A 26,318-nucleotide genomic window follows, 5' to 3' on the forward strand; every position below is an offset into this window, starting at 1 on the left:
TTCTTGTGCTTAGGTGGTGGGAATGAAACCTGAAGTCATCAGGTTTCGCCTGCCATCGGGAGCAAGCCATGTCTGACGATGTTTGCCGCGATTTCGATTTCGTGTTTGGCGACTGGCTCGTTCGCCACCGCCGTCTGACCGTGCGCCTTGCGGGCAGCGATGTGTGGGACGAGTTCGACGGCACCAGTTCGACGCGCCCGGTGCTGGGCGGCAATGGCAATCTCGAGGACAACTTCATCGAATTCCCGGGCGGCGCCTATCGCGCCGTGGCTCTGCGGTCCTATGACAAGGCCACCGGGCTTTGGGCGATCTGGTGGCTTGACCAGCGCAATCCGCACCATCTTGACGTCCCGGTGGTCGGCCGCTTCGAGAACGGGGTCGGGACTTTTTTGGCCGATGATTGTTTCGAAGGGCGACCGATCAAGGTCCGCTTCACCTGGATCAGCCTCGATAAGGACACCTGCCTTTGGGAACAGGCATTTTCCGCCGATGGCGGCAGCACTTGGGAAACCAACTGGACGATGCAGTTCAGCCGGGCCGGCGAGTTCTCATAGTCCCAGCGCCGATTTCACCGCCTCATGCGGCAACGCCGGCACGAAATTTCCGTCTCGCCCGGTCATGTCCTCGTTGGCGACCATCGAATTGAGGATGGCTTCCTCGGTCGCCTGCACCACGGCCTCGAAGAACGGGTCGATGTCTTCGTCCGGCACGAAGCGCACCGTACGCATCGCGCCGCCGCCCAGGTCCGATGCGGCTGTCGAGAAGGCCAGGAACAGATCGCCGGATCCGTGGGTGGCGATGCCGCCGGTCCTGCCGATGCCGAAGCTGGCGCGGCGGGCAAGCCGCTTCAACTGGTGTGGCAGGAACGGTGCGTCGGTGGCGATGATCGCGATGATCGACGAGAGCTCGGTGTCTTTGGTGTTGGTCAGCATCTGCGGCAGGTCCGGGTCCGCTCCGATGTTTTTGCCGAGGATGGTTAAGTGCCGGCGGGTGCCGAAATTGGCCTGCACGAAGACGCCCACGGCAAATTTCTCGCCGCCGTAACCGACCAGCCGCGATGACGTGCCGGAACCGGCCTTGAAGCCAAAGCACTTCATGCCGGTGCCGCCGCCGACGCTGCCTTCCTCGATGGCGCCGCCGCGCGCCGTGTCGATGGACTCGATCACGTGCCGGGCCTCGACGTGAAAACCGTTGATGTCGTTCAGGAAGCCGTCATAGGTCTCGGCCGCCACCGGCAACGCGAAATCATCATGGTAGCGCTCGGCGAGATACTCGACGGCCCATCTGATCGTCGCGTCGCGGGCGATGCCGCAGGAATGGGTGTTGGTGATGGTGACCGGCAGCGCCATCTTGCCGGTTTCCTCGATGTAGTGGGTACCGCTCAATTCACCGTTGCCGTTGAGACTGAAAAAGCCGGCGAACAATGGTTGATGGATCTGTTCAAGCGGCCGCGGCACGATTGCGGTGACGCCGGTGCGGATGGGACCGGCGCCCTGCTTGAGCACGCCGTTGCCTTCAATAATCGTCGAATAGCCGACGCTCACGCCCGGCACGTCGGTGATGGCGTTGAACGGTCCGCTGATGCCTTCGAACGGCAGGCCGAGACCCCTGCCGCGCAGCTTGCCTGATGGTGTGGTGTTCCATTCCGGCTTCATCGGGCGGCTCTCCTTTGGCTGGGCAGGTGAATGGCGAGAGACAGGTGACATGGAACCGGGCCGGCGCACAAGACGGAGCAAGCTGTCGCGAGAAGCATGGACCACATCCCGTCCACAGCCCGGGCGCCCCTAATCGCGCGGCCGACCTTTGGGAAATATCTATTGGAAACATATTCTTAACGCGGCATACCTAAAATTGTCCCCAATAAACAGGAGTGGTTCCATGGTCAGCGTCATCCGCAAATGGATTGTCGATCAGCTGATGTTTGGCGAATTCGCCAGCTATCGCGATGTCTGCCGCAAGTCGGTGTGGGTGGCGCTCAAGGTCTCGCTGGTTGCCTATGGCCTCAACCTTTGCGCCCATTTCCTGCTCCATGCATTCGGCCTTATGCCCTACAGCCTGGGCTCGGCGCTGATCATCGCCACGGCGCTGACCCCGCCGATCACCTTTGTTGTCTCGGTTGCTGCTTATATCGCGGTTGGTTTTGCCATCCACGACCTGGGTGTTTCGCGGGCGGAGTTCGAGAAGCTGAGCCGGACCGACATGCTTTCGGGGCTTGCCAACCGGCGGGCCTTTCTTGAGCAGTTCGACGGCTGCGAGGGCGACAAGGCGATGCTGGTGATCGATCTGGACCGGTTCAAATCGGTCAATGATACCTATGGCCACATGACCGGCGACGAGGTGATCGTCAAGGTCGGCAAGATGCTTGCAACGGTGTTCAACGACCGGTGCCTGTGCGCCCGGATCGGCGGCGAGGAGTTCGCCGTGTTCTGCCGGGACATGCCCTTTGGCGAGTTCATGGTGCTTGGAGAACTAGCGCGCAGGAAAATCGCCGGCATGCGGTTTGCGACGAAGGACGGGGAGTTTTCGGTCACTGTATCGGGGGGCCTGGCGCGGGCATTGCCGCATGAACATTTTGGCGAAGTCTTTTCCCGGGCGGACAAGGCGCTCTATGAGGCCAAGTCTGGCGGCCGGGACAGGATCGTGATTTGTTACGAGACCGGTGACAAAACAGGCCAGCCGGAGCGAGGGCGCAAGGTCGCCTGAGCCGTCTCCGGCCAGCGCCTGGAAAGACCCCGGGTTATGAAAGCCGACCACGGGTATTGACCGTCAGCGTTACAGCGGGGTGATCGTTTGCTCGGCGACGACGGGCAGAAAAGCCTACCGCTCTCTGGATTCGTCTCGATTCAAAAACGTAGTGCTCCGGTTTCCCCGCCGTTTGTCTTGTCTTCCGACCGGTTTCAGGCCGACCGGGGCACCGGTTTCAACTTGGGCTTTGCGCCGTCCTGTTCGAGGATCTTGCGCCTGGCATCCTCCGCGCTCATGGGCCTGCCGAAAAGATAACCCTGGATCAGGTCCGGCTGAAGCTTGCCGAGAATATCCATTTCGGCTTCGGTCTCGACACCTTCGAGAACGCAGCGCAGGTCCAGCTTGCGGCAGAGACCGATGACGCCTGCGACGATTTCGCGGGATGTGTTGCTGTGAGCGACCTTGCGCACGAAGCTGCGGTCGATCTTGACCTTGTCGAGCGGCAACTGGTCGATGTACTCGAAGCTGGAATAGCCCGAGCCGAAATCATCAAGCGCGATCCGGCAGCCGCTGGCCTGCAGTTCCTCGAGCAGCTTGCTCGAAGTGTCGAGGTCGGTCATCACCGCGGTTTCGGTGATTTCGAATTCGATGCGTTGCGGCGCGATTCCCGATTTCATGATCTGGCCCAGCAACGATAGAATGAAGGCGCGATCGGAGATGTCCTGGGCCGAGAGGTTGAAGGACAGGCTGATGTCGGTCGGCCAGTGCGCCATTTCGGCCAGGCCCTTGCTGAACAGGATGTTTGTCACCCGGCGGATGTGGCCGGCGCGTTCTGCCGCGCGAATGAAGAGGTCGGGGCGCACCAGGCCCAGTTTCGGGCTCTGCCAGCGCGCCAGGGCTTCGAAGCCAACGACGCGTTCTTGTTCCGGCGAATACTGCGGCTGGTATAGCAGGAACAATTCCTGCTCCAGATCGCCCTCGCGCAGTGCACGCTCGATTTCGATGGCCCGCTTCATTTCCTCGTCCTCAGCCGTGTCGAACAGCACGCACTGGCCCCGGGTCTGGGTCTTGGCCTTGAAAAGTGCGTAATCGGCCTTCTCGTAGAGCTGGGCTCCGGAAGCGCCCATGCTGGGAAAATGGGAAAAGCCGGCCGAAGCTCCGATCGAGAGGTGAAGGAGATCTACCGGGTAGGGGGTGCTGATGGCATCGATGACAGTCGCGCCGAGGTGTTCGGCAGTCTTGGCGTCAACCTGTCCGGTGAAGATCGCAACGAACTCGTCGCCGCCAATCCGACCGAAGGTTGCGCCTTCAATGTTGAGCGCGGATGCGCGGTTGACAACGGCGCACAGGAGGTCGTCCCCGACAATGTGACCGTAAACGTCATTGATCGCCTTGAACCCGTCGAGGTCGAAAATGCCCATCCAGAAAGGCCGGCGCTGCTGGACGAGATAATCGATCTTCTCGAAGATGGCCCGCCGGTTCGGTACGCCGGTGAGCATGTCGGTGTCGGCCAGGCGGCGCGCCTTGGCAGCCAGTCTGTCTGCAAGCAGCCGCGCATCGATCTGCTGCAGGATGGCCTTGCGCAGAAGGGTTGCCATGGCAAGCGAACCGAAGGCGGTGGCAACTCCGATCGAGACATACTGGTCGAACAGTTCCGTCGAAAGGCTGGAGGCAAACCAGTAGAGTGTGGTCAGCGACAGGAAGACGCTGGCCAGGGTAATCCTCAGTGTCACCGCGGTGGTGGAGAAGACCACTGCCAGCATGGCAAAATAGACGAGTTTCGATTGCTCGAAATTGATCAGCAGATAGACAAGGACATTAGTGTAGAGCAGCAGGTTGATGAGTAGCCCCGACAATTCGAGCCGCAGCAGCGAAGTCGATTGTTCAGTCAGCACGTGCTGTCTGAGCAGGTAGAAGCAAAAGGCGGTAAAGGCGCTTAGTGAGCCAAGAATGGCAAGCGGCAATCCGGTTTCATCCCGCCAGTGGCTGAAGGTAATAAAGAGATAGTAGGCGCATCCGGGCACAAGAATGGTGCGAATGATCGGCGTATAGGCCCTTGCCATGGCCTGTTGCCGCAAGGGGTCGATCGAGGGGGCAATATTGCCGAACAGACTGACCAGTTTCATATCTACACTTTTCTCAAATCAGCGTTTTGAACAACAACATCCGAATACGGTCCGTGCAGCTCCTCTCCAGGGAGGCGGTGGCGGTCGGCTTATGGTTCGGGAATTGTGCCAGGTGCCCGGTTCGGCTGAACGGACGGGTGCGTTGACATCTCCAAGAGAGGATCTTGAGCGCGTGTTCTGTCATGAACAGCATCCCGTCTCTTGTTACATCGGCTACTCTACGGGCGAACGGTTAACGTACTGTTCTTGAGGAAATCGTTGATTAGTTCTGCTTAAAAAATTATCTACACTGGGTTGATTTGTCCGTTCCATGGGATGCCGGAAGGTTGGTGGCGGTTTTTACTTGAACGCCTGCGGACGTGTTGTCCGTCATGGCTCGCCGACCATGAGTTTCCCTGACGATTGTTGATCCTCAAGCTCTTGCACGTTCAATCATGGTCGGCTCTGAACCGTTTGTGCCTGGCGCTGTATGCCTCATTTTTCCTGGCTCGACCGGTTTGGCGCAATCTTCGTTTTGTAGGTTGAAGGATAGTGCTTAGTGGTGCGCACCCGGCAATGCGCCGGATGCCGCCTTGATGAATTGGCCCAAGCGGGCCGGCGTGAGGAGCCTTGCCGGCGTCGCGCGCGTCAGAATAAGAGGGAATGGGATGACTGCTGATACAGCGAAAAAGCACGTGGCCGTGCTCATGGGCGGGTTTTCCTCCGAGCGGCCGGTCAGCCTCTCCTCGGGTGCCGCTTGCGCCGATGCGCTGGAGAGCGCCGGGTATCAGGTGACGCGGATTGACGTCGGCCCCGATGTAGCTTCGATCCTGGCCGAGCTCAATCCGGATGTCTGCTTCAACGCGCTGCATGGGCCCTACGGAGAAGACGGCACGATCCAGGGCGTGCTCGAGTATCTCGGAATTCCCTACACCCATTCGGGCGTCACGGCTTCCGCGCTGGCCATGGACAAGCGGCTGTCGAAGATCGTCGCCAAGGCGGTGGGCATCCCTGTAGCGGAATCCAAGGTGATGAACCGGCATGAGTTCACCTCAGCCCACCCGATGCAGCCGCCCTATGTGGTCAAGCCGGTCAATGAGGGTTCGAGCTTCGGCGTCGTCATTGTCAGCGAGGGGCAGTCGCATCCACCGCAGGTGATCACCTCGAAAGAGTGGAAATATGGCGACACGGTCATGGTCGAGCGTTACGTCGCGGGGCGGGAGCTGACCTGCACGATCATGGGCGATGTGGCGCTTGCGGTGACCGAGATAGTGCCGCAAGGACACAGCTTTTACGATTATGACTCTAAATACGTCGCCGGGGGCTCCAAACACGTTTGTCCGGCGGAAATTTCACCAATTGTTTACCAAAAAATACGTAGGTTGGCTTTGAAGGCGCATCAAGCGATCGGCTGTCGCGGCGTGAGCAGGTCGGATTTCCGTTACGATGACCGTTTCTCCGAAGAAGGGGAGGTCATCTGGCTCGAAGTCAACACCCAGCCCGGCATGACACCGACATCCTTGGCGCCGGAAATGGCCCTTCAGGCGGGCCATTCGTTTGAAGAATTTGTCAGCTGGATGGTGGAGGACGCTTCGTGTCGTCGATGAAGGGAAACAAGGGCAGTGCCGCTCATGCGGCCAGCGGGTCGGGACGTGATGCGTTCTCCGGCGCGTTTGTGCTGCCCCGTTTCCTCAGACGCCCGGTGCGTTTCGGCATCGCGCTGGCCACCGGTCGTGTCGGTATCCGTCCGCATGCAGGCTCGGTTGCCGCTTTTGCCTTTTTTACCGCGACCGGCCTGTACGGAATGGCGCTGGGTGGCCACACCCAGGCCGTGACGCAGGCCGTGACAACCGGCGCAGGATTTGCGCTCGAGGACGTTCAGGTCAGCGGCAATGTCGAGACCTCCGACATCGATATCCTGCAGCAGCTCGGTCTCGACGGGTCGACCTCGGTGGTGGCGATCAATGCTCATGCCGCGCGCGAAAAGCTGATGGAACTGCCGTGGGTTACCGATGCGCAGGTCCAGAAGGTCTATCCGCGCGGGCTCTCGGTCCAGCTCGTCGAACGCAAGCCGGTGGGTATCTGGCAGCACGGCGACATGCTGTCGCTGATCGATGCGCGCGGCGACGTGATCGCCCCGCTCAACGGCGCCCGTCATGCCGGACTGCCTCTGTATGTCGGCCTGGGCGCCGACCGCCATGCCGACGAGCTTGAGGCGCGGCTGCTGTTCTATCCGGAACTGCGCGCCCGGGTGAAGGCCGCGATCCGTATCGCCGACCGTCGCTGGGACCTGCGGCTCGACAATGGCGTGACGCTAAGCCTGCCCGCTGACAATGTTGGCGCGGCGCTGAAGCGCTTTGCCGAATTCGATGCCGGCCGTGATGTGTTGTCGCGCGATATCACCGCTGTCGATCTTCGGCTTGAAGACCGGGTGACGTTGCGGCTGAGCGAAGCTTCCTATGAGCGCCGCAAGCAGGCGCTCGAAGCCCGCGCCAAGATGATCAAGGCGGGTCAAAAATCGTGAGCCTGTTCCGCCCCTCTTCCATGCTCCCACGGCTCAAGCCGCTTTCATCAAAGCGCGTCAGCATCGTCACGGTGCTCGATATCGGCTCGTCGAAAGTGGTCTGCATGATCGGCCGGCTGACACCTGTCGAGGGTGCGGAGGTTCTTTCGGGCCGCACTCACAGCATCGAGATCCTTGGGATCGGTCACCAGAAGTCACGCGGACTGAAGGCCGGCGTCATCTCCGACATGGATGCCGTCGAAAGCTCGGTGCGGCTGGCTGTCGACGCCGCCGAACGGATGGCCGGCGTGACCGTGGAAAGCCTGATCGTCAATGTCACGGCAGGTCGGCTGAAGAGCGAGACCCATTCCGCCTCGGTCAATCTCGGCGGTCATGAGATCGCGTCCGGCGATCTGGCCAAGGTGGTCAATGCCGCAACCCGGCAGAGCCAGCTCCACGAGCGCGCGATCCTGCATTCGCTGCCCTCGAGCTATACGCTTGATGGCGAGCGCGGCATCCGTGATCCGGCCGGCATGTATGGCGACCTGCTGGGGGTCGACATGCATGTGCTGACGGCCGACCGGGCGCCGCTCAAAAATCTCGAGCTGTCGATCAACCGGGCACACCTGACCGTCGAGGCGATGGTGGCGACACCTTATGCTTCCGGGCTTGCAGCACTTGTCTCCGACGAGGCCGAAATGGGCTGCGCGGCAATCGACATGGGCGGCGGCACGACCACGATCTCTGTGTTTTCCGAAGGCAAGCTGGTTTACGCCGATGCAATCGCGCTTGGCGGTCATCACGTGACCATGGATCTGGCGCGCGGACTGTCGACGCGGCTTGACGATGCCGAGCGTATCAAGGTGGTGCATGGTTCGGCGCTGCCGCAGGCGGGCGAGGACCGGGACGTCATCTCGATTCCGCCTTTCGGCGAGGATGAACGGGACCTGCCGACGCATGTGCCGCGCGGACTGGTCTCGCGCATCGTGCGCGCCCGGGTTGAAGAGACACTCGAAATGCTGCGCGACCGGATTCAACAGTCGGGCTACGGGTCGCTTGTCGGCAAGCGTGTGGTGCTGACCGGCGGCGCCAGCCAGATGACAGGCCTGGCCGAGTCTGCCCGGCGCATCCTGGCCCGCAATGTCCGGATCGGACGGCCGCTGGGGGTTTCGGGGCTGCCGGCCGCGGCCAAGGGGCCGACATTCTCAACGGCGGTGGGGCTGATGATCTATCCCCAGGTCGCCCATCTTGAATCACACGGCGCGGGCGAGGGCGGCTTTGCCGCCATGGCCGGCGCCGGCGGCCGCCTGTCCCGGATGGGGCAGTGGCTCAAAGAGAGTTTTTGAATTCACAGAATTGGCCGACGCGGCGGTGCGGGCCATGCCAAAGGAAGGAACGGGTGCCATGACCATCAATTTGCAGAAGCCGGACATCACCGAGCTGAAGCCCCGCATCACTGTGTTCGGGGTTGGCGGCGGTGGTGGCAATGCCGTCAACAACATGATCAATGCCGGGTTGCAGGGCGTCGACTTCGTCGTCGCCAACACCGACGCCCAGGCGCTTACGATGTCGAAAGCCGACCGGCTGGTGCAGCTGGGCGTGGCGGTCACCGAAGGTCTTGGCGCCGGCTCGCAGCCGGAAGTCGGCCGCGCGGCCGCTGAAGAGTGCATCGACGAGATCATCGATCACCTGAACGGCACCCATATGTGCTTCGTCACCGCAGGCATGGGCGGCGGCACCGGCACCGGCGCTGCCCCGGTCGTTGCCCAGGCTGCACGCAACAAGGGCATCCTGACCGTTGGGGTGGTCACCAAGCCATTCCATTTCGAAGGTCAGCGCCGCATGCGATTGGCCGAATCGGGTATCGAGGAGCTGCAGAAATGCGTCGATACGCTGATCGTCATTCCGAACCAGAACCTGTTCCGCATCGCCAATGACAAGACCACCTTCGCCGACGCCTTCGCGATGGCCGACCAGGTGCTCTATTCGGGCGTTGCCTGCATCACCGACCTGATGGTCAAGGAAGGCCTGATCAACCTCGACTTCGCCGACGTCCGTTCGGTGATGCGCGAGATGGGCCGCGCCATGATGGGCACCGGCGAAGCTTCGGGCGAGGGCCGCGCAATGGCCGCCGCCGAAGCCGCGATCGCCAACCCGCTGCTGGATGAGACCACGATGAAGGGCGCGCAGGGCCTCTTGATCTCGATCACTGGCGGCCGCGACATGACCCTGTTCGAGGTCGACGAAGCCGCAACCCGCATCCGCGAGGAGGTCGATGCAGACGCCAACATTATCCTTGGTGCAACCTTCGACGAAGCTCTCGAAGGCCTGATCCGGGTCTCGGTCGTTGCAACCGGCATCGACCGGGTGGAAGGTGCTGTCGAACAGCGTCCGACCATGCAGGCGTCGCGTCCGGCTGCCCGTCCGGCGGTCACCGCCCAGCAGCAGCCTGCCCGTCCGGCAGCGCCCGCATCGCAGCCTGCTGCGGCAAGCCAGGCAGACGCCGTCGCAGAAACCATCCTGTCGGCGGAAGCCGATCTGGAGCGGGAACTGGACATCGCCGGCGAGATCGAACTTGCCGCGCAGGCCCAGGCGGCCAAGCCGGCAGCGCCGGTTGCCCAGCCCGGCTTCCAGCCGCAGAGCCGGCTTTTTGCAGGTGCAGCCGATACTGCGCAGCAGATGGCTCAGCCGCAGCCGGCGATGACCGCGCCGCAACGCCCTGCCGCGACAGCCGCCCCGGCGGCACCGCAGCCGCAGCCGGTCCCTGAAATGCGCATGGAGCCGCAGCCGACCCGGATGCCGCGGGTTGAAGACTTCCCGCCGGTCGTCAAGGCCGAGATGGAACACCGCGCCGCTCCGCAGGGCAACGCCGACGAGCGTGGGCCGATGGGTTTGCTGAAGCGGATCTCGAGCACGCTGGGGCGCCGTGAGGACGAGGAATCCTCCCAGATGCCTGCCGCTGCCCAGGCACCGCAAGCGCGGCGGCCGCTGTCGCCAGAAGCCAGCGTCTATGCTCCGCGCCGCGGACAGCTCGATGACCAGGGCCGGATGACACCGCAGGCCCGCTCGGCGCATGAAGACGAACAGCTCGAAATTCCCGCGTTCCTGCGCCGTCAGGCCAAGTGAACCGGCGACGATCTGTTACATAGCTTTGAGCATGGCGGCCACCGGGTCGCCATGCCCATTTCTAACTGCTTGTTTAGCGTGAGGTTTTTAAATCGTCTTGGCGTTACGGTTTCGTAACAGATGGAAAAAAAGCGTGATTTGGAAACTTGGGTCCATCGCCGTATCTTGCCCCGCAACAACAAGGGGCTGGGGTAGCCGACCGCACTGGGGAAGAGTGGGGCTGCTCCTGACGATTGGGGACATCATGGTCTTTACCGGCCATGCCAGATATTGCGGGAAACGGCGAACCTTATGAGTAGTGATGTAGTAGGACTGCAGACCACAATTTCGCGGTCGATTTCTCTGTCTGGCATCGGAGTCCATTCCGGTGAAAATGTCTCTATCTCCTTTCATCCCGCAGATCCCGACAACGGCATCGTCTTCAACCGTCAGCTTCCCTCCGGTGATGTGGTCAGTGTTCGTGCTGTCTCGTCGCAGGTCGGTTCCACGGATCTTTGCACACTGCTTGGCAAGGCGCCGGATCGCTCGATCGCGACCGTCGAGCACCTGATGGCCGCGCTTTACGCGCTCGGCGTCGACAATATCAACATCGATCTTGACGGTGGCGAAGTGCCGATCATGGACGGCAGCGCCGCCGTGTTCATCGAGGCGCTCGATACCGCCGGTCTTGTCAATCATTCGGTGAAGCGCCGCTATATCCGGGTGATCAAGCCGGTGCGGATTGAAATGGGCGGCTCCTGGGCAGAATTCAGCCAGCACAATGGCACCCGCTTCGAGATCGACATCGATTTCGAGACTCCGCTGATCGGACGCCAGTCCTGGAAAGGTGAAGTCACCGCAGACACGTTCCGCCGCGAACTGGCCCGTGCCCGCACCTTTGGTTTCATGCGCGATGTTGAACGGCTCTGGGCTTCCGGCCATGCGCTGGGCTCGTCGCTCGACAATTCCGTGGTGATCGGCGATGACGACAAGGTCATCAATGTCGAGGGTCTGCGTTACCGTGACGAGTTTGTTCGTCACAAGACGCTCGATGCGGTTGGCGATCTCGCACTTGCCGGCGCACAGTTCATCGGTTGCTATCGCAGCTACCGCGGTGGCCACAAGCTCAACGCGCTTGCGCTGCGGGCGCTTCTGGCTGATCAGTCGGCCTATGAAGTGGTCGAGGCACCGGCGCGCCGCGACACGGTTCGTCATGGTGAACTGGTGGCTGTCAATGCTGCGGTCTTCGCTCCCTGGGCGCTTTAACGGCTCGATCAGGTTTTCCTGTCACCATCAGGTTCTAAACTCGTGATATTGAAGAGGATCGCTGCCACAAAATTGCGGCAAAGCGTCTTCATGACGTTGCGAAGTTCGGTCATTTCCGGATAGAAACGCTGGTCTGGTTCCGCGGGGCATCTGGTTTCCGCGGCTGTTGAGAGGTTTGCAGGATGAATACTTCGGTCATGGGCGAGCGCAGACGCGTGTTTCGGGTAGCGCTCCTTGTCGCCGGACTGGCTGGCATTTCATCTTTCGTCAGCGGCTGCCAATCTGACCCGGACATCGATATCAGCACCTATGCGCAGTCGATCGAGCCTGCCGACGTACTTTACAATCAGGGACTTGCCAATCTCGAGGCGGGTCAGCTGACCGAGGCCGGCCGCAAGTTCGACGCCGTCGACAAACAGCATCCCTATTCGGAATTCGCCCGCAAGGCGATGGTAATGAGTGCCTTCACCAATTACCGCCAGGCGCAGTATACCGAGGCAATCAACACGGCTAACCGCTACCTCAGCCTTTACCCGAACGATGAAGATGCCGCCTATGCGCAGTACATCGTCGGGCTTGCCTACTACCGGCAGATCCCCGAAGTCACCCGCGATCAGCGCACCTCGGCGCGGGCGATCGCGGCGTTTACGGAAGTGGTCGAGCGCTATCCCGATTCGGAATATGTCGAGGACAGCCAGGCGAAGCTGCGCTACGCGCGTGACCAGCTGGCCGGCAAGGAAATGCAGGTCGGTCGCTACTACCAGGAGCGCAGGGAATATGTCGCTGCTGCCAATCGGTATCGCCTGGTGGTCGAGCAGTTTCCCAACACCCGTCAGGTCGAAGAGGCGCTGGCGCGTCTGGTCGAGACTTATTACGCGATGGGACTGGAAAGCGAAGCACAGACGGCGGCGGCCGTTCTCGGGCACAATTATCCCGACAGCCAGTGGTATGCGGATTCCTACAGGCTCCTGTCGACCCGAGGCCTCGAGCCACGGGAAAACAAGGGGTCATGGATTTCACGCGCCGGGGCCGCCCTCGTCGGCTCCTGAAACGGACGGCGATGCTTGTCCAGCTGTCGATCCGCGATATCGTTCTGATCGAGAGGCTTGATCTCGAGTTTGACGCAGGTCTTTCGGTGCTCACCGGCGAGACCGGTGCCGGTAAATCCATTTTGCTTGATTCACTTTCGCTGGCGCTTGGCGGTCGCGGCGACGGCAGCCTCGTGCGCCACGGCGCCGACAAGGGGCAGGTGACGGCGGTCTTCGACGTCGGCGCGGATCATCCCGCGCGCAAGCTCTTGCGCTCCAATGACATTGATGATGACGGCGACCTGGTGTTCCGCCGGGTGCAATCGGGCGATGGCCGTACCCGGGTGTTCATCAACGACCAGCCTGCCAGCGTGGCGTTGATGCGCGAGGCAGGATCTTTGCTGGTGGAAATCCACGGGCAGCATGATGACCGCGCACTGATCGACACCGATGCACACCGGGCCCTGCTGGATGTCTTTGGCGTCTTGAGCGAGCGAACCGCGGACGTCGGGCGTCTGCACGAAGGCTGGCGCGAAGCCGAGCGGGCGTTGAAGGCGCACCGGGCCAAGGTCGAGGAAGCCCGGCGGGAGGCCGACTGGCTGCGGTCATCTGTCGATGAACTGGAAAAGCTTCACCCTGTCGAAGGCGAGGAGGAGGAGCTTGCGATCCGCCGGTCGCTGATGATGAAATCCGAAAAGATGGCGAGCGACATCAACGAGGCCAACGAGGTACTCAACGGCCAGGGCTCGCCGATGCCGGTGATCAGCGGACTGGTGCGTCGGCTGGAGCGCAAGGCGCAGGAAGCGCCGGAACTGCTTAATGATACGGTCTCAGCGCTCGATGCGGCGCTCAACGCGCTGGCCGATGCGCAGACGGCGGTTGAAGCGGCCCTTCGTGCGGCTGATTTCAATCCGCGCGAGCTCGAAGAGACCGAGGAACGGCTGTTTGCGCTTCGGGGGGCGGCGCGGAAGTACAATGTGCCGGTCGAGGCACTGCCGGAACTGGCCGCGCGGATGGTTGCCGACCTCTCGGATCTCGATGCCGGAGAGGAACGGCTTGCCGCGATGGAAACCCGGGTTCGCGAAGCAAAGGCCGCCTTCCTGCACGCGGCGGAGCAGCTCTCCGAACGCCGGCACAAGACCGGTGAGGCGCTGGCGGCCGCCGTAATGGCGGAATTGCCGGCGCTGAAGCTCGAACGGGCTGAGTTTCTCGTCGAGATCGCCAGTGACATAGCCCATGCCGGGCCGTCGGGCATCGACAGCGTCGCCTTTCACGTGCGCACCAATCCCGGCTCGCGGCCGGGACCGATCATGAAGGTGGCTTCCGGCGGCGAGCTGTCACGCTTCCTGCTGGCGCTGAAGGTGGCGCTGGCCGATCGCGGTTCGGCGCCGACGCTTGTGTTCGACGAGATCGACACCGGAGTGGGCGGTGCGGTGGCCGATGCGATCGGCAAGCGGCTGAAGCGGCTGTCGGCGGGCGTCCAGGTGCTTTCTGTCACCCATGCGCCGCAGGTCGCAGCACGCGCCGCCACGCATCTGCTGATCGCCAAGGGGCCGACCGAAGCGGGCTCGAAAACGGTGTCGACACGGGTTTCCACCATGGGCGCGGATGCGCGGCGCGAGGAAATCGCGCGGATGCTGGCCGGCGAACACGTGACGGACGAGGCGCGCGCCGCCGCTGGCCGCTTGCTTGAGGGCAATGTCTGACGGGTTGCTGTGCAGGTGCAATGTCCTGCGGCCTTGAGGCCTTCTACCAGTAGAACGACCTGGGCGCCGAGGCGCTCTTGACGCGACCCATCATCTCGATCACCTCCGACGCGGTGCCGTAGGCTTCGCCCGCCAGGGCGGATGCGCTGTCCCTGCGATCTATGCGTGAATTGGCGCTTTCGGCCATGGCTGTGAGCTGCTTTGCGGCGCTCATGAAGCTGTCCATCGTCTCGATATCGGCCGGGCTGCGGGACGGTTGAGCGGGTTGCGGGCCGTCGTCGAGATCGAGGTAGGCCTGTTGAGCCAGCGACAGTCCCTGGGCTTCAGGGCGCGGCAGGGCGGCGAGCGCTTCGAATGCGCCGGCAAAATCTTCTGCTGCAGCTTTGAGTTCCCGGGCGAACTGTGCGGACCGGCCCGCCTGGACAGCTGGCGCCATGTCGAACAGCATCAGCTTGTTCATCTGTTCGCGGAGCTGCTTGAGGCGTTCCTCGGCGAAGGCCTTGCGGCTGTGGGCCGCGGCTTCGGTGAGGTTTCCCAGCCGGTCCAGCGCGCCTGACGTGTTCTCGTCGGGCTGCTCGTATGCGGGGGCGGTGCGTTCGCTCAAGGGGGCTTTCGTGAAGGTGTGGATGGCTCCGACGAGCATTCGTCTGGTCTTCCTGATGGTCTGATCAAGTCGGTGCTTACAGTGTGAAGTCTATCAGCCAATCCTTAACCGCCGATTGACCGCGGCAAAGGGGAAGGCAAGCGGCTTTTCATTCGCGTCAGTTGCGCTACAACACAGACGATTCCGGAGTGCCGCAGATGAAGAACGAGACCAAGCCTGTCGATGCGCTGAGCGAGGCGGAGGCAAAAGCCGAACTTGAGCGGCTCTTGAGCGAAATCGGCCGCCACGACGAGGCCTATCATACCCAGGATGCGCCGATCATCGCCGACGCCGACTATGATGCGTTGAAGCAGCGCAACCTTGCCATCGAGGAGCGGTTTCCACATCTCAAGCTGGCTGAATCCCCTTCAGAAAAAGTCGGCGCCGCGGTTGCGGAAGGCTTCGGCAAGATCACCCACCGGGTGCCGATGCTGTCGCTCGACAATGCGTTTTCAGATGAAGACGTGCGCGACTTCGTCCATTCGATCTACCGGTTTCTGGGACAGTTGCCGGACAATTCGATTGCGTTGACCGCAGAACCAAAGATTGACGGGCTGTCGATGTCGATCCGTTACGAGGACGGCAAGCTGGTCTCGGCCGCCACCCGGGGCGACGGCACCACGGGCGAGAATGTTACCGCCAACGTGAAAACCATCTCCGAGATTCCCAACACGCTGCCTGCCGTCGCGCCCTCGGTCGTGGAGGTGCGCGGCGAGGTCTACATGGCGAAGGAGGATTTCCTGGCGCTGAACGAACGGATGGCTGCGGAAGGCAAGCAGACCTATGTCAATCCGCGCAACACCGCCGCGGGTTCGCTCCGCCAACTCGATGCCAAGGTGACCGCCAGGCGCAAGCTAAGGTTCTTCGCCTATTCCTGGGGCGAGATGTCTGAGATGCCGGCCGACACCCAGCATTCCATGATCGAGGTCTTCAAAGACTGGGGCTTTCCGGTCAATCCGCTGACAAGGCGGCTCGAAAGCATCGAGGCGCTGATCGATCACTACAACGAGATCGGGCTGGCCCGCGCCGATCTGCCCTACGACATCGATGGCGTTGTCTACAAGGTCGACCGGCTCGATCTGCAGGCGCGTCTGGGCTTCCGTTCACGCAGCCCGCGCTGGGCGATCGCGCACAAGTTCCCGGCCGAGAAGGCCTCGACGCGGCTGACAGCCATCGACATTCAGGTCGGGCGCACCGGCGCGCTGACGCCGGTGGCGCGGCTTGAACCGATCACGGTGGGCGGCGTGGTGGTGACCAATGCGACATTGCACAATGGCGAGGAGATTGAGCGACTGGGTGTCAGGATCGGCGACATCGTCCAGATCCAGCGTGCCGGTGATGTCATCCCGCAGGTGCTCGGCGTGGTCTCCTCGCCAGAGGACGCCGTCGCCTTTGAATTCCCCACCACCTGTCCGTGCGATCTGAAAACGCCGGTGATCCGCGAGGAGACCGCGGGCGGTGTGGAAGGCGTGATCCGCCGCTGCTCGGGGGAATTTGCCTGTCCGTTCCAGCGTAAGGAGCACCTGAAGCACTTCGTTTCGCGCAAGGCCTTCGACATCGACGGCCTGGGCGACAAGCAGATCGAGTTCTTCTACGACGACAGCCTGCTGCCGATCCGTCAGCCTGCCGACATCTTCACACTGAAGGCGCGCGACGAGGCCAACGGGCTGCAGCGCCTTAAGAACCGCGAAGGCTATGGCGAAACCAGCGCGCAGAAGCTGTTCGACGCGATTGATGCGGCGCGCACGGTTGCGCTCGACCGGCTGATCTTCTCGCTCGGCATCCGCCACGTCGGCGAACAGACCGCCAAGACGCTGGCGCGGGCCTATGGCGACTGGGCCTCGGTGCATGAGGCCGCGCTTGCGATTGCTGGCGGCGACAAGGCAGCCATCGAGGAGATGGACGCACTCGATGACATTGGTCCGGCGGTGGTGGAGGCCATCGGCCGCTTCTTCGGCGAGCCACACAATATCGGGATGGTGGACAGGCTCACCGAGCAACTCACGATCCTTGAAGCCGAAAAACCGGCGCAGGATTCCCCCGTCGCCGGCCTCACCGTCGTCTTCACCGGCAGCCTTGAAAAGATGACCCGTGACGAAGCCAAGGCCATGGCCGAACGCCTCGGCGCCAAAGTGGCAGGCTCGGTATCAAAAAAGACCGATATCCTGGTGGCCGGCCCCGGCGCAGGATCCAAGCTTGCGAAAGCCCAAGAACTTGGCGTGCGCACCATGGACGAGGACGGCTGGTTCGAACTGGTCGGGTAGGGCGGCACTCTCCAATCGAACTCTCGGCGCTGGCCGCGGCGTGCCGGCGCTTCCTGTTCGTGGCGGGATGCCAACCCGGACGTGACAGCTGTCGCCGGAGATTGGTTCTTTAGAACTTGCAGTTCTGCTTAACGGCTTTTTGACACCCCTCGACCCATGATCAAGGCTGAGGGTTGGGACAAGACCCCGGGCGGAGCTGTTTGATGGACTATCCGAAAAATGCGACCGTGAAAGACCCCGACACCTGGAGGCGGGCTCTGGAAGTTGCGGGCCTGGGCGTCTGGGATTGGGATCTCAGGACAAACGTTACCCAGTATTCCGAGTCCTGGTGTCAAATGCTCGGATATCGACGCAAGGAGCTTCCAGCCAAGGAGGATCTGTTTCTTCTGCTGGTTCATCCGGAAGATCGCGCACGCGCAATCGAAAGTGGTGACCGGCATCTGGCCGGCAAGTGCGACAGCATCGAAACCGAGCTGCGGCTTCAACACAAGAATGGCCGCTGGGTCTGGGTGCTTGACAGGGGCGCCATTGTCGAACGGGACCAGGATGGTCGTCCAACGAGAGTGATGGGTGTTCAGACCGATATCACTCAACAGAAAGAGGCCGAGCGAGACGCGAGCCTGACGAATGAGCGTTTCAAGCTTGCCCTTGCGGCCTCAGAGACCGGCATCTGGCATTTCGACGTGGGGCGCGAGGGAAGTTTCTGGGATGCCAAGACCTGCGAGATATTCGGGCTGGAGTCCCGTTCCCGAGAGATCGACAGCCACACCTGGGAAAGTTTCCTCCACCCCGAGGACAAGCTTGACGCGGAGCGCCAGCATATGGCGGCTATCTACAAGAACGAGGTGGTGAAGATCCCCTACCGGATCGTCAGGAAGGATGGCGAAGTCCGCCATGTGGAGACACTGGCAAAGTCCCTGCAGAGCCAGGGAAGCGCCGGATATCTGGTCGGTACGATCAGGGATGTCACCGAGGAGATCAGGGCCGCGCGCGCGCTCTACGCCGAAAAGGAGCGGTACCAGATCACCTTGGGGGCGATCAGCGATTCCGTGATCAGCACGGATGTCTCCGGGGTGATAAATTTCGCCAATCCGTCCGCGCTGGGGATGCTGTCGGTGGACCATGACGCTCTGATAGGCTCGAACATCTTCCGACTGTTCCGGAACGATGCAGCGATACAGAGTGTCGATCTGGATTGCGGGGATGACTTCAAGAACGGCGTGACACTGGAGATCTATTCCGAGTTGTACCGGTGCAAGAGCCGTCCCATCCTCTCCGCTTCGGGTGAAAGCTGTGGCAATGTCTACACGTTCCAGAACATCTCGGAGGAAACGCGCCGGCAGCAGCAACTGGCCTATGCGGCCCATCATGATGCGCTGTCCGGGCTGTACAACAGGATTGCCTTTGACGGCGCGCTGGAAAAGGCCATTGCGAATGTAGCGACGACGGCTTTTGCCATCCTCTATCTGGATCTCGACCACTTCAAGGCGCTCAACGACTTTGCCGGTCATGCTGCCGGAGATGAAGCATTGAAGGCGATCGCCGCCAGCGTCGCCGACATCCTCCCCGAAAAGGCGATCTTTGCGCGTCTGGGCGGTGATGAGTTCGCCATACTGGTCTTTGGGACCGAGCGGGAGGAGCTCAAGAGAATAGCCGGCGACACGATCGCTGCCGTGCAGGCGATTGATCTTGGCTACCGTGTCGGTGGTCCTCGCCTGGGATGCAGCATAGGCATCACCATCGTCAGCGATCCCTTCATTTCTGCTTCAGACGCGCTGGCGCAGTCGGATGACGCCTGTTACGCCGCCAAGTCTTCGGGACGAAACCGGGTCTCGTTTTTCAGTGAAGGCAAATCCAGGGCGACTTCGGGACTTTCCGCCGCACGTGAGGTCGCTGACCTGACGGAAGCGCTTGAGGAAAACAGGTTGATCCTGTTTGGCCAGGAGATTCAGTCAATCGAGCATTCCGGGCAACAGTGCGGGCGATTGGAGATCCTGGCAAGGTTGAGGGCGCGCGATGGCCGTATTGTCGGCCCGGATGGGTTCATTCCTGCCGCTGAACGCTTCGGGATGGCTCCGGTCCTCGACAGATGGATCTTCCGGAAAGCGCTTGCGGACCACGGTCCTCTGCTCAAGAAGCTGGATCTGAAAATCGGATTCAATCTGTCGGCTCAGACCCTGAGCGACCCAAGCCTCTGGTCCTTCATTCACGATGCCGCTCGTGAATATGGGACCGAGTTGTCACAGATTGCGTTTGAAATTACCGAAACGGCTGCTGTCACCAGTTTCGAGACCGCAAGCCGTTTTGTTCGCAGGGCGCGAGACCACGGATGCATGGTCTCGCTTGACGATTTTGGCTCGGGACTTTGCTCGTTCGACTATCTGCGCCGGTTTCCCATCAATTGCATCAAGATCGATGGCGCATTCGTTGAAAAAATTGTCGACAGCACCGTCGACAGGGCGATCATTGCCGCCGTCGTGGAGCTGGCCAGAAACCTTGGTTTTAATGTCGTGGCCGAGAAAATCGAGAATGAGGACATCATCACGCAGTTGCGCAAGCTGGGTGTGACACATGGCCAGGGCTTCCATCTGCATCGCCCGGAACCGCTGGACGACTATGTGACGCGTCGTTTGGGCTCGACGGAGCGACCGCAACAAGAAAGAAGGATCGCCTGAAGCCTTCGCACAGGCTTTCGGTTCAAGACGGGCGCCGACACGCGCGCACCGGCCGTTCTGTGCTGTCCGAGCCTGTTTGCCGGCCGCGGGGGTGTCTCAGACCAGCACAGCCCGCAACACCACGAAGATCACGCCCGACAGCACCGCGGCAGCCGGCACGGTGATCACCCAGGCGGCGATGATCTGCAGGAAGTGGGAGCGGCGGACGAGCTTGCGGCGGCGCTGATCGGCGAGGCGGGTGTTGCGGGCTTCATCGCCGGACTTGTTGAGCTTGTGACGGGCGACGTAATCGGCCCTGCGGGTCGATTTCTCGGTGTACCACTCGCGGAAGAAGCCGACGCCGAAGACCGCGCCCACGGCGATATGGGTGGAACTGACCGGAAGGCCCAGCCAGGAGGCGATGATCACGGTGATTGCCGCCGACAGCGCCACGCAATAGGCGCGCATCGGGTTGAGCTTGGTGATCTGGTTGCCGACCATGCGGATCAGCTTCGGGCCAAACAGCAACAGCCCGAGCGAGATGCCGACGGCGCCGACCGCCATCACCCAGAGCGGGATCACCACCTTGGGCGCGACTTCGCCAAGTTCGGCGGTGTGCACGATCGCGGCCAGCGGACCAACCGCATTGGCCACGTCATTGGCGCCGTGGGCGAAGGAGAGCAGGGCAGCCGAGAAGATCAGCGGCAGGCCGAAGAGTTTGCGCAGGGACTGGTTGCGGTTTTCCAGACCCTGGGCCTGGCGCGCAATCAGCGGTCTCGCGCCGAGCCAGCTCAGCACCGCAACGCCAAGCCCGATCAGCAGCGCCATTTCGAACGGGATGGCAACCAGTTTCTTGACGCCCTTGAGCGCCAGATAGGTGGCAAAGACGCCGGACATGACAGCAATCAGCACCGGCACCCAGCGCCGGGCGGCGGCGATCTTGTCATCCTGGTAGATGATGGCGGTCTTGATGAAGGCGAGGAAGGCGGCGGCGATCAGGCCGCCCATGAAAGGCGAGATCACCCAGCTTGCGGCAATCGAGGCCATGGTCGGCCAGTTGACGGCGTCGACGCCGGCGGCGGCAATGCCCGCGCCCATTACACCGCCGACAATCGAGTGGGTGGTGGAAACCGGCGCGCCGAGCCAGGTGGCAAGGTGGATCCACATGGCGGCCGAAACCAGGGCCGCCATCATCGCCGAGATGAAGACGTTGGGGTCGGAAACCGCGACCGGGTCGATGATGCCCTTGGAAATGGTAGAGACCACGTCGCCGCCGGCAATCAGCGCGCCGGCGCTTTCGAAGACTGCCGCAATGGCCAGAGCCACGCCGAGTGTCATTGCCTGTGATCCGACCGCCGGACCGACATTGTTGGCCACGTCATTGGCGCCGATGTTGAGCGCCATGTAGGCGCCGATCATGGCGGCGGCGATGATGGTCACCGCGCCGGGATGGCCGGTGACGAAGACCGCGGCAATGATGGCGCACAGGAAGATGAAGACGATCGCAAGACCCGGCGTGACGAAGCCGCGATTGAGAAGGCCGGTGGCCTCCTCCATCGTCGCGAACTTGTCGAGATCCTTGTCGAGGGTGGGCTTGCGGTAGGTGTCAGCCATGCGAGGTGATGCTTCCCGTTTTCCGGTGCGGATCCGGCGTCGGCCGAATGTGACAGTTCTGTGACTGCCGTCGATGAAGGTCCCGGCGGGTTCCGTCAAGCCGCAGCCCGGGCGTTTCAACGGATATTCATGCTTTTTGCCGATTTGAAGGCCGGCTTGGTGCTGTTTCTAGCGGCGGACGCCGATCTGCGTGCAGACGGCACTTCTTGTTATCCGCAACCAAAGCGCCGATAAGTCCCGGGCAATTGCTTTCGCATCGGTTGCCATGATCATCTGCCTTGAGCGAGGAGACACCATGTCCAGACTGTTCGAAGAACTCGACTACCGTCCGACGCCGATCGGGGCACTGGTGCTCAGGCGCAGGCACGAGGCGCGGCTCGGGGTCGACGTTCTGGAGATCAAGCTCGGCGACGAGCATCTGATGTCGGACCTGTTTACCGCGTCCGAGATTGCGCTGGCTCAGCTGGGGCTGGCGGCCTGCGAAGGCGACGGGCTCGACGTGGTGGTCGGCGGGTTGGGGCTTGGTTACACCGCCAGGGCGGCGCTCGACGAGCCGCGGACGGGATCCCTGATCGTCGTCGAATATCTCGAGGCGGTGATCGACTGGCACCAGACCGGTCTGCTGCCACTCGGACCCGAGCTTGTCGCCGATCCGCGCTGCCGGCTGGTGGAGGGGGATTTCTTCGCGATGGCCCGCAGCGAAGCCGGGTTCGACCCGGAGGCTCCGGGCCGCCTGTTTGACGCGATCCTGCTCGACATCGACCATTCCCCGGATGCGCTGCTTGATGCGCGCAGCGAGAGCTTCTACCAGCCCGAGGGCCTTCACAAGCTTGCCGCGCATCTCAAACCCGGCGGGATGTTCGGCCTGTGGTCGGACGAGCGGACCGACGATGCATTCACCGGCCGGCTCTCAGCCGTGTTTGCACACGCCTGGGCCGAACCGGTGACATTTCACAATCCGTTGCAAGACAAGCCATTCACTCAGACGGTCTATCTGGCGCGCAAATCATCAGGCTGAAAAACCTGGCATGCCTGCCCAAGCTAGTTTGGGCTCATCGCCTCGCGCACCTTCTCGCGGGCTTCGGCGACGGCGCGGACCAGTTCGCTGGAAGCCTTGCCGCGTTTCTGGACAAGATAGGCGTCCATGCGCGCTTCGAGATCCCTCAGCCTTTCGGTTTTTTCGTCAGATTTCGAGTGAGAATCGTCCCACATGAGAAACATTGGTTTCCTCCGGTTGAATTGAATTACGACTGGGATGACATCTGGCGGCGGGAGCCCACCAGGATGCGTTCGTAACGGCTGATCTGATCGCGAAGCTTCAGGCGCATCTTCTTGAGGATCTTGACGCGGATGGTGTCGGGCCTGGGGCGTGAATGTTCAGCGTCAATCTTGGCCTCAAGAATTCCGTGCCTGGTGCGCAGTGCATTCAGTCGTGCGATCATGAACTTCTCCTGTGCTTGGTTACACCACCAAGATGGGAAGGATCGCTTGATAGTTCAAATCGATTGTTTATATGTCTCTCATAGATTTTCTCTATGAGGTTGCCTTGTCCTATCGCCCCAGCCATCGCCAGCTGCAGTATTTTGTCGCCGTCGCACAGAAGGGGCACTTCCTCGAGGCCGCCCGGGCCTGCAATGCCTCGCAACCGACGCTTTCAACGCAGCTCAAGCTTCTCGAAGACCAGCTCGGCGTGGTTCTGATCGAGCGGGGCGGCGCAACAGCGGTTCCGACCGCAGCGGGCGCCCGGCTTCTGCCGCTTGCCCGGACGATCCTGTCCGGTCTCGACGAGTTCGTCGAAATGGCCAGCGTGGATGCGGACAATCTCGGAGGGCTGGTCCGGCTCGGCGTCGCGCCGACATTCGGACCTTATTTCCTGCCGCATTACCTGCCGCAACTGCACAGGCTGTATCCGGCACTGGAGATCTATATCCGCGAGGATCGCCCGAACACTCTCGAGAGTGACCTGAGAGACGGCAAGCTCGACTGCATCATGACGCCGATGCCGCTTGCCACCGAGGGGTTTGATGCGATGCCGTTCTGCGTCGAGAAGATCTTCCTCGGTGTTCCGAACGAACACCCGATCGCCGATCGCCGGAGCATCGGTACCACGGACCTTGCTGGCGAGAAGCTGCTGACCCTCGGCCGGGGCCACCGGCTGTTCGAGCAAGTGTTGAGGCTGTGTGATGTCAGCGGGGCGCAGATGCGAAGCGACTATGAGGGAACAAGCCTCGATGCCCTGCGCCAGATGGTGTCTATCGGAATGGGGCTTTCGCTGTTCCCCAGCGCCTATGTCAGTTCCGAATTCGAGCGTGAAACAGGGATCACACTCTTCGAATTGTCCGATCTGCCGCTTGACCGGCAGATCGGCCTGGCCTGGCGCAGAAATTCTGTCCGGTCGGATCATTTCCGGCTCTTGTGCGAAGAAGCGCGGAAAGCTGTTTCCATGATGTCAGTCAAAGGGATGACAACCGCCTGACCATGGTCTGGCAGCAAAGGTTAACATCCGACTGCGAAGTGTTTCAGTAAGCGCTTAAGTGGGACTTAAGCCGGCTCGTGCTGGTATCGCCGGAAAACGGACAGTGGCCAAACGGCCCCAAGCGGCGAAGACAGATCTCCATGATGACAATTCTCGACTGCGTGGTCGACAAGCACAATATCTGGCTGGTTGTTGTGGCGGCCATCGTTTGCGCAGCGGGCTCCTGGGCAATCATCTGCCTGTTCGAGCGGGCGTCACGCACAACCGGGATGCAGCGGGCGGGATGGCATTTTCTGACCGCCGTGGCGGCCGGCGCAGCGATCTGGTGTACCCACTTCATTGCCATGCTGGCCTATCAGCCTGGCGCGCCGGTGTCTTTCGATCCGCTGATGACAATCATCTCGCTGCTTGTCGCCATAGTCGGGGCTGGGTCGGGCTTTCTCTTGGCGGCCAGCGGCACAAGGCGTCATGCGCCGGCACTTGGCGGTGCAATGGTCGGCATGGCGATCGCGGTGATGCATTACACCGGGATGATGGCGTACCGGGTACAGGGCATCATAACCTGGGACAAGGCCTATCTGCTTGCGTCGATTGTTCTTTCGGTCGGCCTGTCGGCGGCGGCAGTTCATGTCGCCTTGCGAAGATCCATGCGGTTGAGCAGGTCTGTGTCCGCCGCGGTTCTCTTCCTTGCGATCGTCAGCCTTCATTTCACCGGAATGACGGCGTTCAGGGTAACGCCGCTGCTTGTCGACAATTCCTTCTCCAACCCGGCAGCCATGCAGGCACTGGCTCTGGCGGTGGCGATCGTGGCGCTGGTCATTGTCGGTGCGGGACTGGCCAGCTACATGATTGATGACAGTGCCCGCACGGAATCGCTCGACCAGTTGCGCCACATGGCGCTCAATGACAGCCTGACCGGCCTGCCCAATCGTGCAAGCTTCGCCGACCGGCTCGATCACGAGATCGACATTGCAAAGGAGACCAACAGCAAGGTGGCGCTGATCGGCATCGATCTCGACCGCTTCAAGGAGGTCAATGACCTGCGTGGCCATGGTGTCGGTGACATGCTTTTGCGCAGTCTGGGAAAACGGCTGATGGAGCTCTCGCGCGAAGGCGAGTTCGTTGCGCGGACCGGCGGCGACGAGTTCACCGCGATCCAACGCTATGTCGACCAGGCCCAGCTTGAGGATTTTCTGGCGCGGCTGAAGGCAGCCCTCTTCGAGCCGGTCAAGGTGCTTGATCTTGAAATCACGCCAGGGGCCAGTCTCGGTGTGGCGCTCTATCCGGACAATGCAGCCACCCAGGAAAGCCTGATCAACAATGCCGATCTTGCCATGTATCGGGCCAAGGCCGATCTCGCTCACCATGTCTGCTACTATGACCAGTCCATGGATGACGTGGTCCGGGCCCGCCGCTGCCTGGTCAATGACCTGCGCGCGGCAATCGACAACAATCAGCTTGCCGTTCATTACCAGGTGCAGACCTCGGTCTCGACAACCCAGATCCGCGGTTTTGAGGCGCTGTTGCGCTGGAACCATCCGGAGCACGGTTTCATTCCGCCTTCCCAGTTCATTCCGCTCGCCGAGGAAAACGGGTTGATCGTGCAACTGGGGGAATGGGTGCTCAGGCAGGCCTGCGCGGATGCTGCCTCCTGGACGCCGCCTTACAAGGTGGCGGTCAATCTGTCTCCGGCCCAGTTTGCCCATGCCGACCTTCACAAGCTGATCATTGAAGTTCTGATGTCGACGGGCCTGGCAGCCAACCGGCTCGAACTGGAACTAACCGAATCGACCATCTTCCAGGACAAGGAACGGTCGTTCAGCGTGCTGCGGCAGATCAAGGCGCTGGGCGTCAACATCGCGCTTGACGATTTCGGTACCGGCTATTCGTCACTCGAGATGCTGCGGTCCTTCCCTTTCGACAAGATCAAGCTCGACCGCTCTTTCATCAACGAGGCCGAGGACAGTCTTCAGGCCAAATCGATCATCCGGGCTGTGCTGACGCTTGGAAAGAGCCTTGAGATCCCTATCCTCGCCGAAGGCATCGAGACGGAGGGTCAATTGTCGTTGCTCGGTGAAGAGGGATGCGATGAGGCACAGGGGTTTCTGCTGGGAAGGCCGATTCCGATCGGCATGCTGGTTGAAAGCGGCCGTATCAGCCTGAACGCTGAAGCCGCCTCTGGACAGGGACCGCGGGTCAAAACCTCCATCCGATCAGAGCCCGGCGATGGTGAAACGCCTGTGACCCTTTCGGCCTGATCGAGCGGAGG

At 61.6% G+C, this 26,318-nt stretch carries 20 protein-coding genes; 14 read left to right on the forward strand and 6 right to left on the reverse strand.

Annotated features, from left to right (window positions below; genetic code table 11):
• The first annotated feature begins 68 nt into the window (after nucleotides 1-68).
• Nucleotides 69-554: a DUF1579 domain-containing protein gene (locus GTW23_RS03690; RefSeq protein ID WP_152007905.1), complete on the forward strand. Its 486-nt coding sequence runs from the start codon at nucleotides 69-71 to the stop codon at nucleotides 552-554.
• Here the strand turns inward: GTW23_RS03690 and GTW23_RS03695 are convergent.
• The gene (locus GTW23_RS03695; protein WP_252914665.1) at nucleotides 549-1,655 is read right to left on the reverse strand and encodes a DmpA family aminopeptidase; all 1,107 of its coding nucleotides are present in this window, start codon (nucleotides 1,653-1,655) and stop codon (nucleotides 549-551) included. The two genes, GTW23_RS03690 and GTW23_RS03695, sit on opposite strands and share 6 nt — an antisense overlap.
• 223 nt (nucleotides 1,656-1,878) lie before the next feature.
• On the opposite strand from GTW23_RS03695, the gene GTW23_RS03700 reads away from it, so the two are divergent.
• Nucleotides 1,879-2,703, forward strand: coding sequence for a GGDEF domain-containing protein (locus GTW23_RS03700; RefSeq protein WP_152007907.1), 825 nt, complete (start codon nucleotides 1,879-1,881; stop codon nucleotides 2,701-2,703).
• 194 nt (nucleotides 2,704-2,897) lie between these two features.
• On the opposite strand, the gene GTW23_RS03705 is transcribed toward GTW23_RS03700, so the two are convergent.
• Complete coding sequence (locus GTW23_RS03705) at nucleotides 2,898-4,811, reverse strand: putative bifunctional diguanylate cyclase/phosphodiesterase (protein WP_252914666.1); 1,914 nt, start codon at nucleotides 4,809-4,811, stop codon at nucleotides 2,898-2,900.
• Nucleotides 4,812-5,458: 647 nt separating this feature from the next.
• Between GTW23_RS03705 and GTW23_RS03710 the strand changes: the two genes are divergently transcribed.
• From GTW23_RS03710 to recN, 7 genes are all read left to right on the forward strand, one after another.
• Nucleotides 5,459-6,397: a D-alanine--D-alanine ligase gene (locus GTW23_RS03710; RefSeq protein ID WP_252915559.1), complete on the forward strand. Its 939-nt coding sequence runs from the start codon at nucleotides 5,459-5,461 to the stop codon at nucleotides 6,395-6,397.
• Nucleotides 6,394-7,314 (forward strand): cell division protein FtsQ/DivIB, encoded by a 921-nt coding sequence (locus GTW23_RS03715; RefSeq protein WP_252915560.1) that lies wholly within the window; start codon nucleotides 6,394-6,396, stop codon nucleotides 7,312-7,314. The genes GTW23_RS03710 and GTW23_RS03715 overlap by 4 nt, the downstream gene beginning before the upstream one ends.
• Nucleotides 7,311-8,639, forward strand: a complete 1,329-nt coding sequence (gene ftsA / locus GTW23_RS03720; protein ID WP_152007910.1) for a cell division protein FtsA — start codon at nucleotides 7,311-7,313, stop codon at nucleotides 8,637-8,639. Before GTW23_RS03715 ends, ftsA begins: the two co-directional genes overlap by 4 nt.
• Nucleotides 8,640-8,697: 58 nt before the next feature.
• Nucleotides 8,698-10,419, forward strand: a complete 1,722-nt coding sequence (gene ftsZ / locus GTW23_RS03725; protein ID WP_252914667.1) for a cell division protein FtsZ — start codon at nucleotides 8,698-8,700, stop codon at nucleotides 10,417-10,419.
• A gap of 291 nt (nucleotides 10,420-10,710) precedes the next feature.
• A complete protein-coding gene (gene lpxC, locus GTW23_RS03730; RefSeq protein ID WP_152007912.1) occupies nucleotides 10,711-11,664 on the forward strand; it encodes a UDP-3-O-acyl-N-acetylglucosamine deacetylase in 954 nt (317 codons plus the stop codon).
• A gap of 182 nt (nucleotides 11,665-11,846) precedes the next feature.
• Complete coding sequence (locus tag GTW23_RS03735) at nucleotides 11,847-12,713, forward strand: outer membrane protein assembly factor BamD (RefSeq protein ID WP_152007913.1); 867 nt, start codon at nucleotides 11,847-11,849, stop codon at nucleotides 12,711-12,713.
• 11 nt (nucleotides 12,714-12,724) lie between these two features.
• On the forward strand, nucleotides 12,725-14,398 hold the full coding sequence (gene recN, locus GTW23_RS03740; RefSeq protein WP_152007914.1) for a DNA repair protein RecN: 1,674 nt from the start codon (nucleotides 12,725-12,727) through the stop codon (nucleotides 14,396-14,398).
• Nucleotides 14,399-14,441: 43 nt separating this feature from the next.
• Here the strand turns inward: recN and GTW23_RS03745 are convergent, their stop codons facing one another.
• Nucleotides 14,442-15,041 (reverse strand): hypothetical protein, encoded by a 600-nt coding sequence (locus GTW23_RS03745; RefSeq protein ID WP_252914668.1) that lies wholly within the window; start codon nucleotides 15,039-15,041, stop codon nucleotides 14,442-14,444.
• Nucleotides 15,042-15,199: 158 nt separating this feature from the next.
• Between GTW23_RS03745 and ligA the strand changes: the two genes are divergently transcribed.
• Both ligA and GTW23_RS03755 read left to right on the forward strand, forming a co-directional pair.
• Nucleotides 15,200-17,305: an NAD-dependent DNA ligase LigA gene (ligA, locus tag GTW23_RS03750; RefSeq protein ID WP_252914669.1), complete on the forward strand. Its 2,106-nt coding sequence runs from the start codon at nucleotides 15,200-15,202 to the stop codon at nucleotides 17,303-17,305.
• Nucleotides 17,306-17,508: 203 nt separating this feature from the next.
• The gene (locus tag GTW23_RS03755) at nucleotides 17,509-19,980 is read left to right on the forward strand and encodes an EAL domain-containing protein (RefSeq protein ID WP_252914670.1); all 2,472 of its coding nucleotides are present in this window, start codon (nucleotides 17,509-17,511) and stop codon (nucleotides 19,978-19,980) included.
• Between the two features lie 96 nt (nucleotides 19,981-20,076).
• On the opposite strand, the gene GTW23_RS03760 is transcribed toward GTW23_RS03755, so the two are convergent.
• The gene (locus tag GTW23_RS03760; RefSeq protein WP_252914671.1) at nucleotides 20,077-21,573 is read right to left on the reverse strand and encodes an inorganic phosphate transporter; all 1,497 of its coding nucleotides are present in this window, start codon (nucleotides 21,571-21,573) and stop codon (nucleotides 20,077-20,079) included.
• 295 nt (nucleotides 21,574-21,868) lie between these two features.
• Here GTW23_RS03760 and GTW23_RS03765 point away from each other — a divergent pair, with 295 nt between their 5' ends.
• Complete coding sequence (locus tag GTW23_RS03765) at nucleotides 21,869-22,591, forward strand: polyamine aminopropyltransferase (RefSeq protein ID WP_252914672.1); 723 nt, start codon at nucleotides 21,869-21,871, stop codon at nucleotides 22,589-22,591.
• A gap of 23 nt (nucleotides 22,592-22,614) precedes the next feature.
• On the opposite strand, the gene GTW23_RS03770 is transcribed toward GTW23_RS03765, so the two are convergent.
• Together GTW23_RS03770 and GTW23_RS03775 are read right to left on the reverse strand one after the other, a co-directional pair.
• Nucleotides 22,615-22,794, reverse strand: a complete 180-nt coding sequence (locus GTW23_RS03770; RefSeq protein ID WP_152007920.1) for a hypothetical protein — start codon at nucleotides 22,792-22,794, stop codon at nucleotides 22,615-22,617.
• A 23-nt stretch (nucleotides 22,795-22,817) separates the two neighbouring features.
• Nucleotides 22,818-23,015 carry a YdcH family protein gene (locus GTW23_RS03775; RefSeq protein WP_210385765.1) on the reverse strand — a complete coding sequence of 66 codons (198 nt, stop codon included), beginning with the start codon at nucleotides 23,013-23,015 and terminating at the stop codon, nucleotides 22,818-22,820.
• A gap of 71 nt (nucleotides 23,016-23,086) precedes the next feature.
• Here GTW23_RS03775 and GTW23_RS03780 point away from each other — a divergent pair, with 71 nt between their 5' ends.
• Both GTW23_RS03780 and GTW23_RS03785 read left to right on the forward strand, forming a co-directional pair.
• Complete coding sequence (locus GTW23_RS03780; RefSeq protein WP_244615122.1) at nucleotides 23,087-24,049, forward strand: LysR substrate-binding domain-containing protein; 963 nt, start codon at nucleotides 23,087-23,089, stop codon at nucleotides 24,047-24,049.
• Nucleotides 24,050-24,189: 140 nt separating this feature from the next.
• Complete coding sequence (locus tag GTW23_RS03785; RefSeq protein WP_252914673.1) at nucleotides 24,190-26,307, forward strand: putative bifunctional diguanylate cyclase/phosphodiesterase; 2,118 nt, start codon at nucleotides 24,190-24,192, stop codon at nucleotides 26,305-26,307.
• The last annotated feature ends 11 nt before the right edge of the window (nucleotides 26,308-26,318 follow it).

Source organism: Parahoeflea alexandrii, assembly GCF_024105735.1.
Classification (GTDB): Bacteria; Pseudomonadota; Alphaproteobacteria; order Rhizobiales; family Rhizobiaceae; genus Hoeflea; species Hoeflea alexandrii.

Excerpts from the sequence above, each read along its gene's own strand:
- GTW23_RS03690 (WP_152007905.1), top strand. The coding sequence starts at position 69 with ATGTCTGACGATGTTTGCCGCGATTTCGATTTCGTGTTTGGCGACTGG.
- GTW23_RS03695 (WP_252914665.1), bottom strand. The coding sequence starts at position 1,655 with ATGAAGCCGGAATGGAACACCACACCATCAGGCAAGCTGCGCGGCAGG.
- GTW23_RS03700 (WP_152007907.1), top strand. The coding sequence starts at position 1,879 with ATGGTCAGCGTCATCCGCAAATGGATTGTCGATCAGCTGATGTTTGGC.
- GTW23_RS03705 (WP_252914666.1), bottom strand. The coding sequence starts at position 4,811 with ATGAAACTGGTCAGTCTGTTCGGCAATATTGCCCCCTCGATCGACCCC.
- GTW23_RS03710 (WP_252915559.1), top strand. The coding sequence starts at position 5,459 with ATGACTGCTGATACAGCGAAAAAGCACGTGGCCGTGCTCATGGGCGGG.
- GTW23_RS03715 (WP_252915560.1), top strand. The coding sequence starts at position 6,394 with ATGAAGGGAAACAAGGGCAGTGCCGCTCATGCGGCCAGCGGGTCGGGA.
- ftsZ (WP_252914667.1), top strand. The coding sequence starts at position 8,698 with ATGACCATCAATTTGCAGAAGCCGGACATCACCGAGCTGAAGCCCCGC.
- lpxC (WP_152007912.1), top strand. The coding sequence starts at position 10,711 with ATGAGTAGTGATGTAGTAGGACTGCAGACCACAATTTCGCGGTCGATT.
- GTW23_RS03735 (WP_152007913.1), top strand. The coding sequence starts at position 11,847 with ATGAATACTTCGGTCATGGGCGAGCGCAGACGCGTGTTTCGGGTAGCG.
- recN (WP_152007914.1), top strand. The coding sequence starts at position 12,725 with ATGCTTGTCCAGCTGTCGATCCGCGATATCGTTCTGATCGAGAGGCTT.
- GTW23_RS03745 (WP_252914668.1), bottom strand. The coding sequence starts at position 15,041 with ATGCTCGTCGGAGCCATCCACACCTTCACGAAAGCCCCCTTGAGCGAA.
- ligA (WP_252914669.1), top strand. The coding sequence starts at position 15,200 with ATGAAGAACGAGACCAAGCCTGTCGATGCGCTGAGCGAGGCGGAGGCA.
- GTW23_RS03755 (WP_252914670.1), top strand. The coding sequence starts at position 17,509 with ATGGACTATCCGAAAAATGCGACCGTGAAAGACCCCGACACCTGGAGG.
- GTW23_RS03760 (WP_252914671.1), bottom strand. The coding sequence starts at position 21,573 with ATGGCTGACACCTACCGCAAGCCCACCCTCGACAAGGATCTCGACAAG.
- GTW23_RS03765 (WP_252914672.1), top strand. The coding sequence starts at position 21,869 with ATGTCCAGACTGTTCGAAGAACTCGACTACCGTCCGACGCCGATCGGG.
- GTW23_RS03770 (WP_152007920.1), bottom strand. The coding sequence starts at position 22,794 with ATGTTTCTCATGTGGGACGATTCTCACTCGAAATCTGACGAAAAAACC.
- GTW23_RS03775 (WP_210385765.1), bottom strand. The coding sequence starts at position 23,015 with ATGATCGCACGACTGAATGCACTGCGCACCAGGCACGGAATTCTTGAG.
- GTW23_RS03780 (WP_244615122.1), top strand. The coding sequence starts at position 23,087 with ATGTCTCTCATAGATTTTCTCTATGAGGTTGCCTTGTCCTATCGCCCC.
- GTW23_RS03785 (WP_252914673.1), top strand. The coding sequence starts at position 24,190 with ATGATGACAATTCTCGACTGCGTGGTCGACAAGCACAATATCTGGCTG.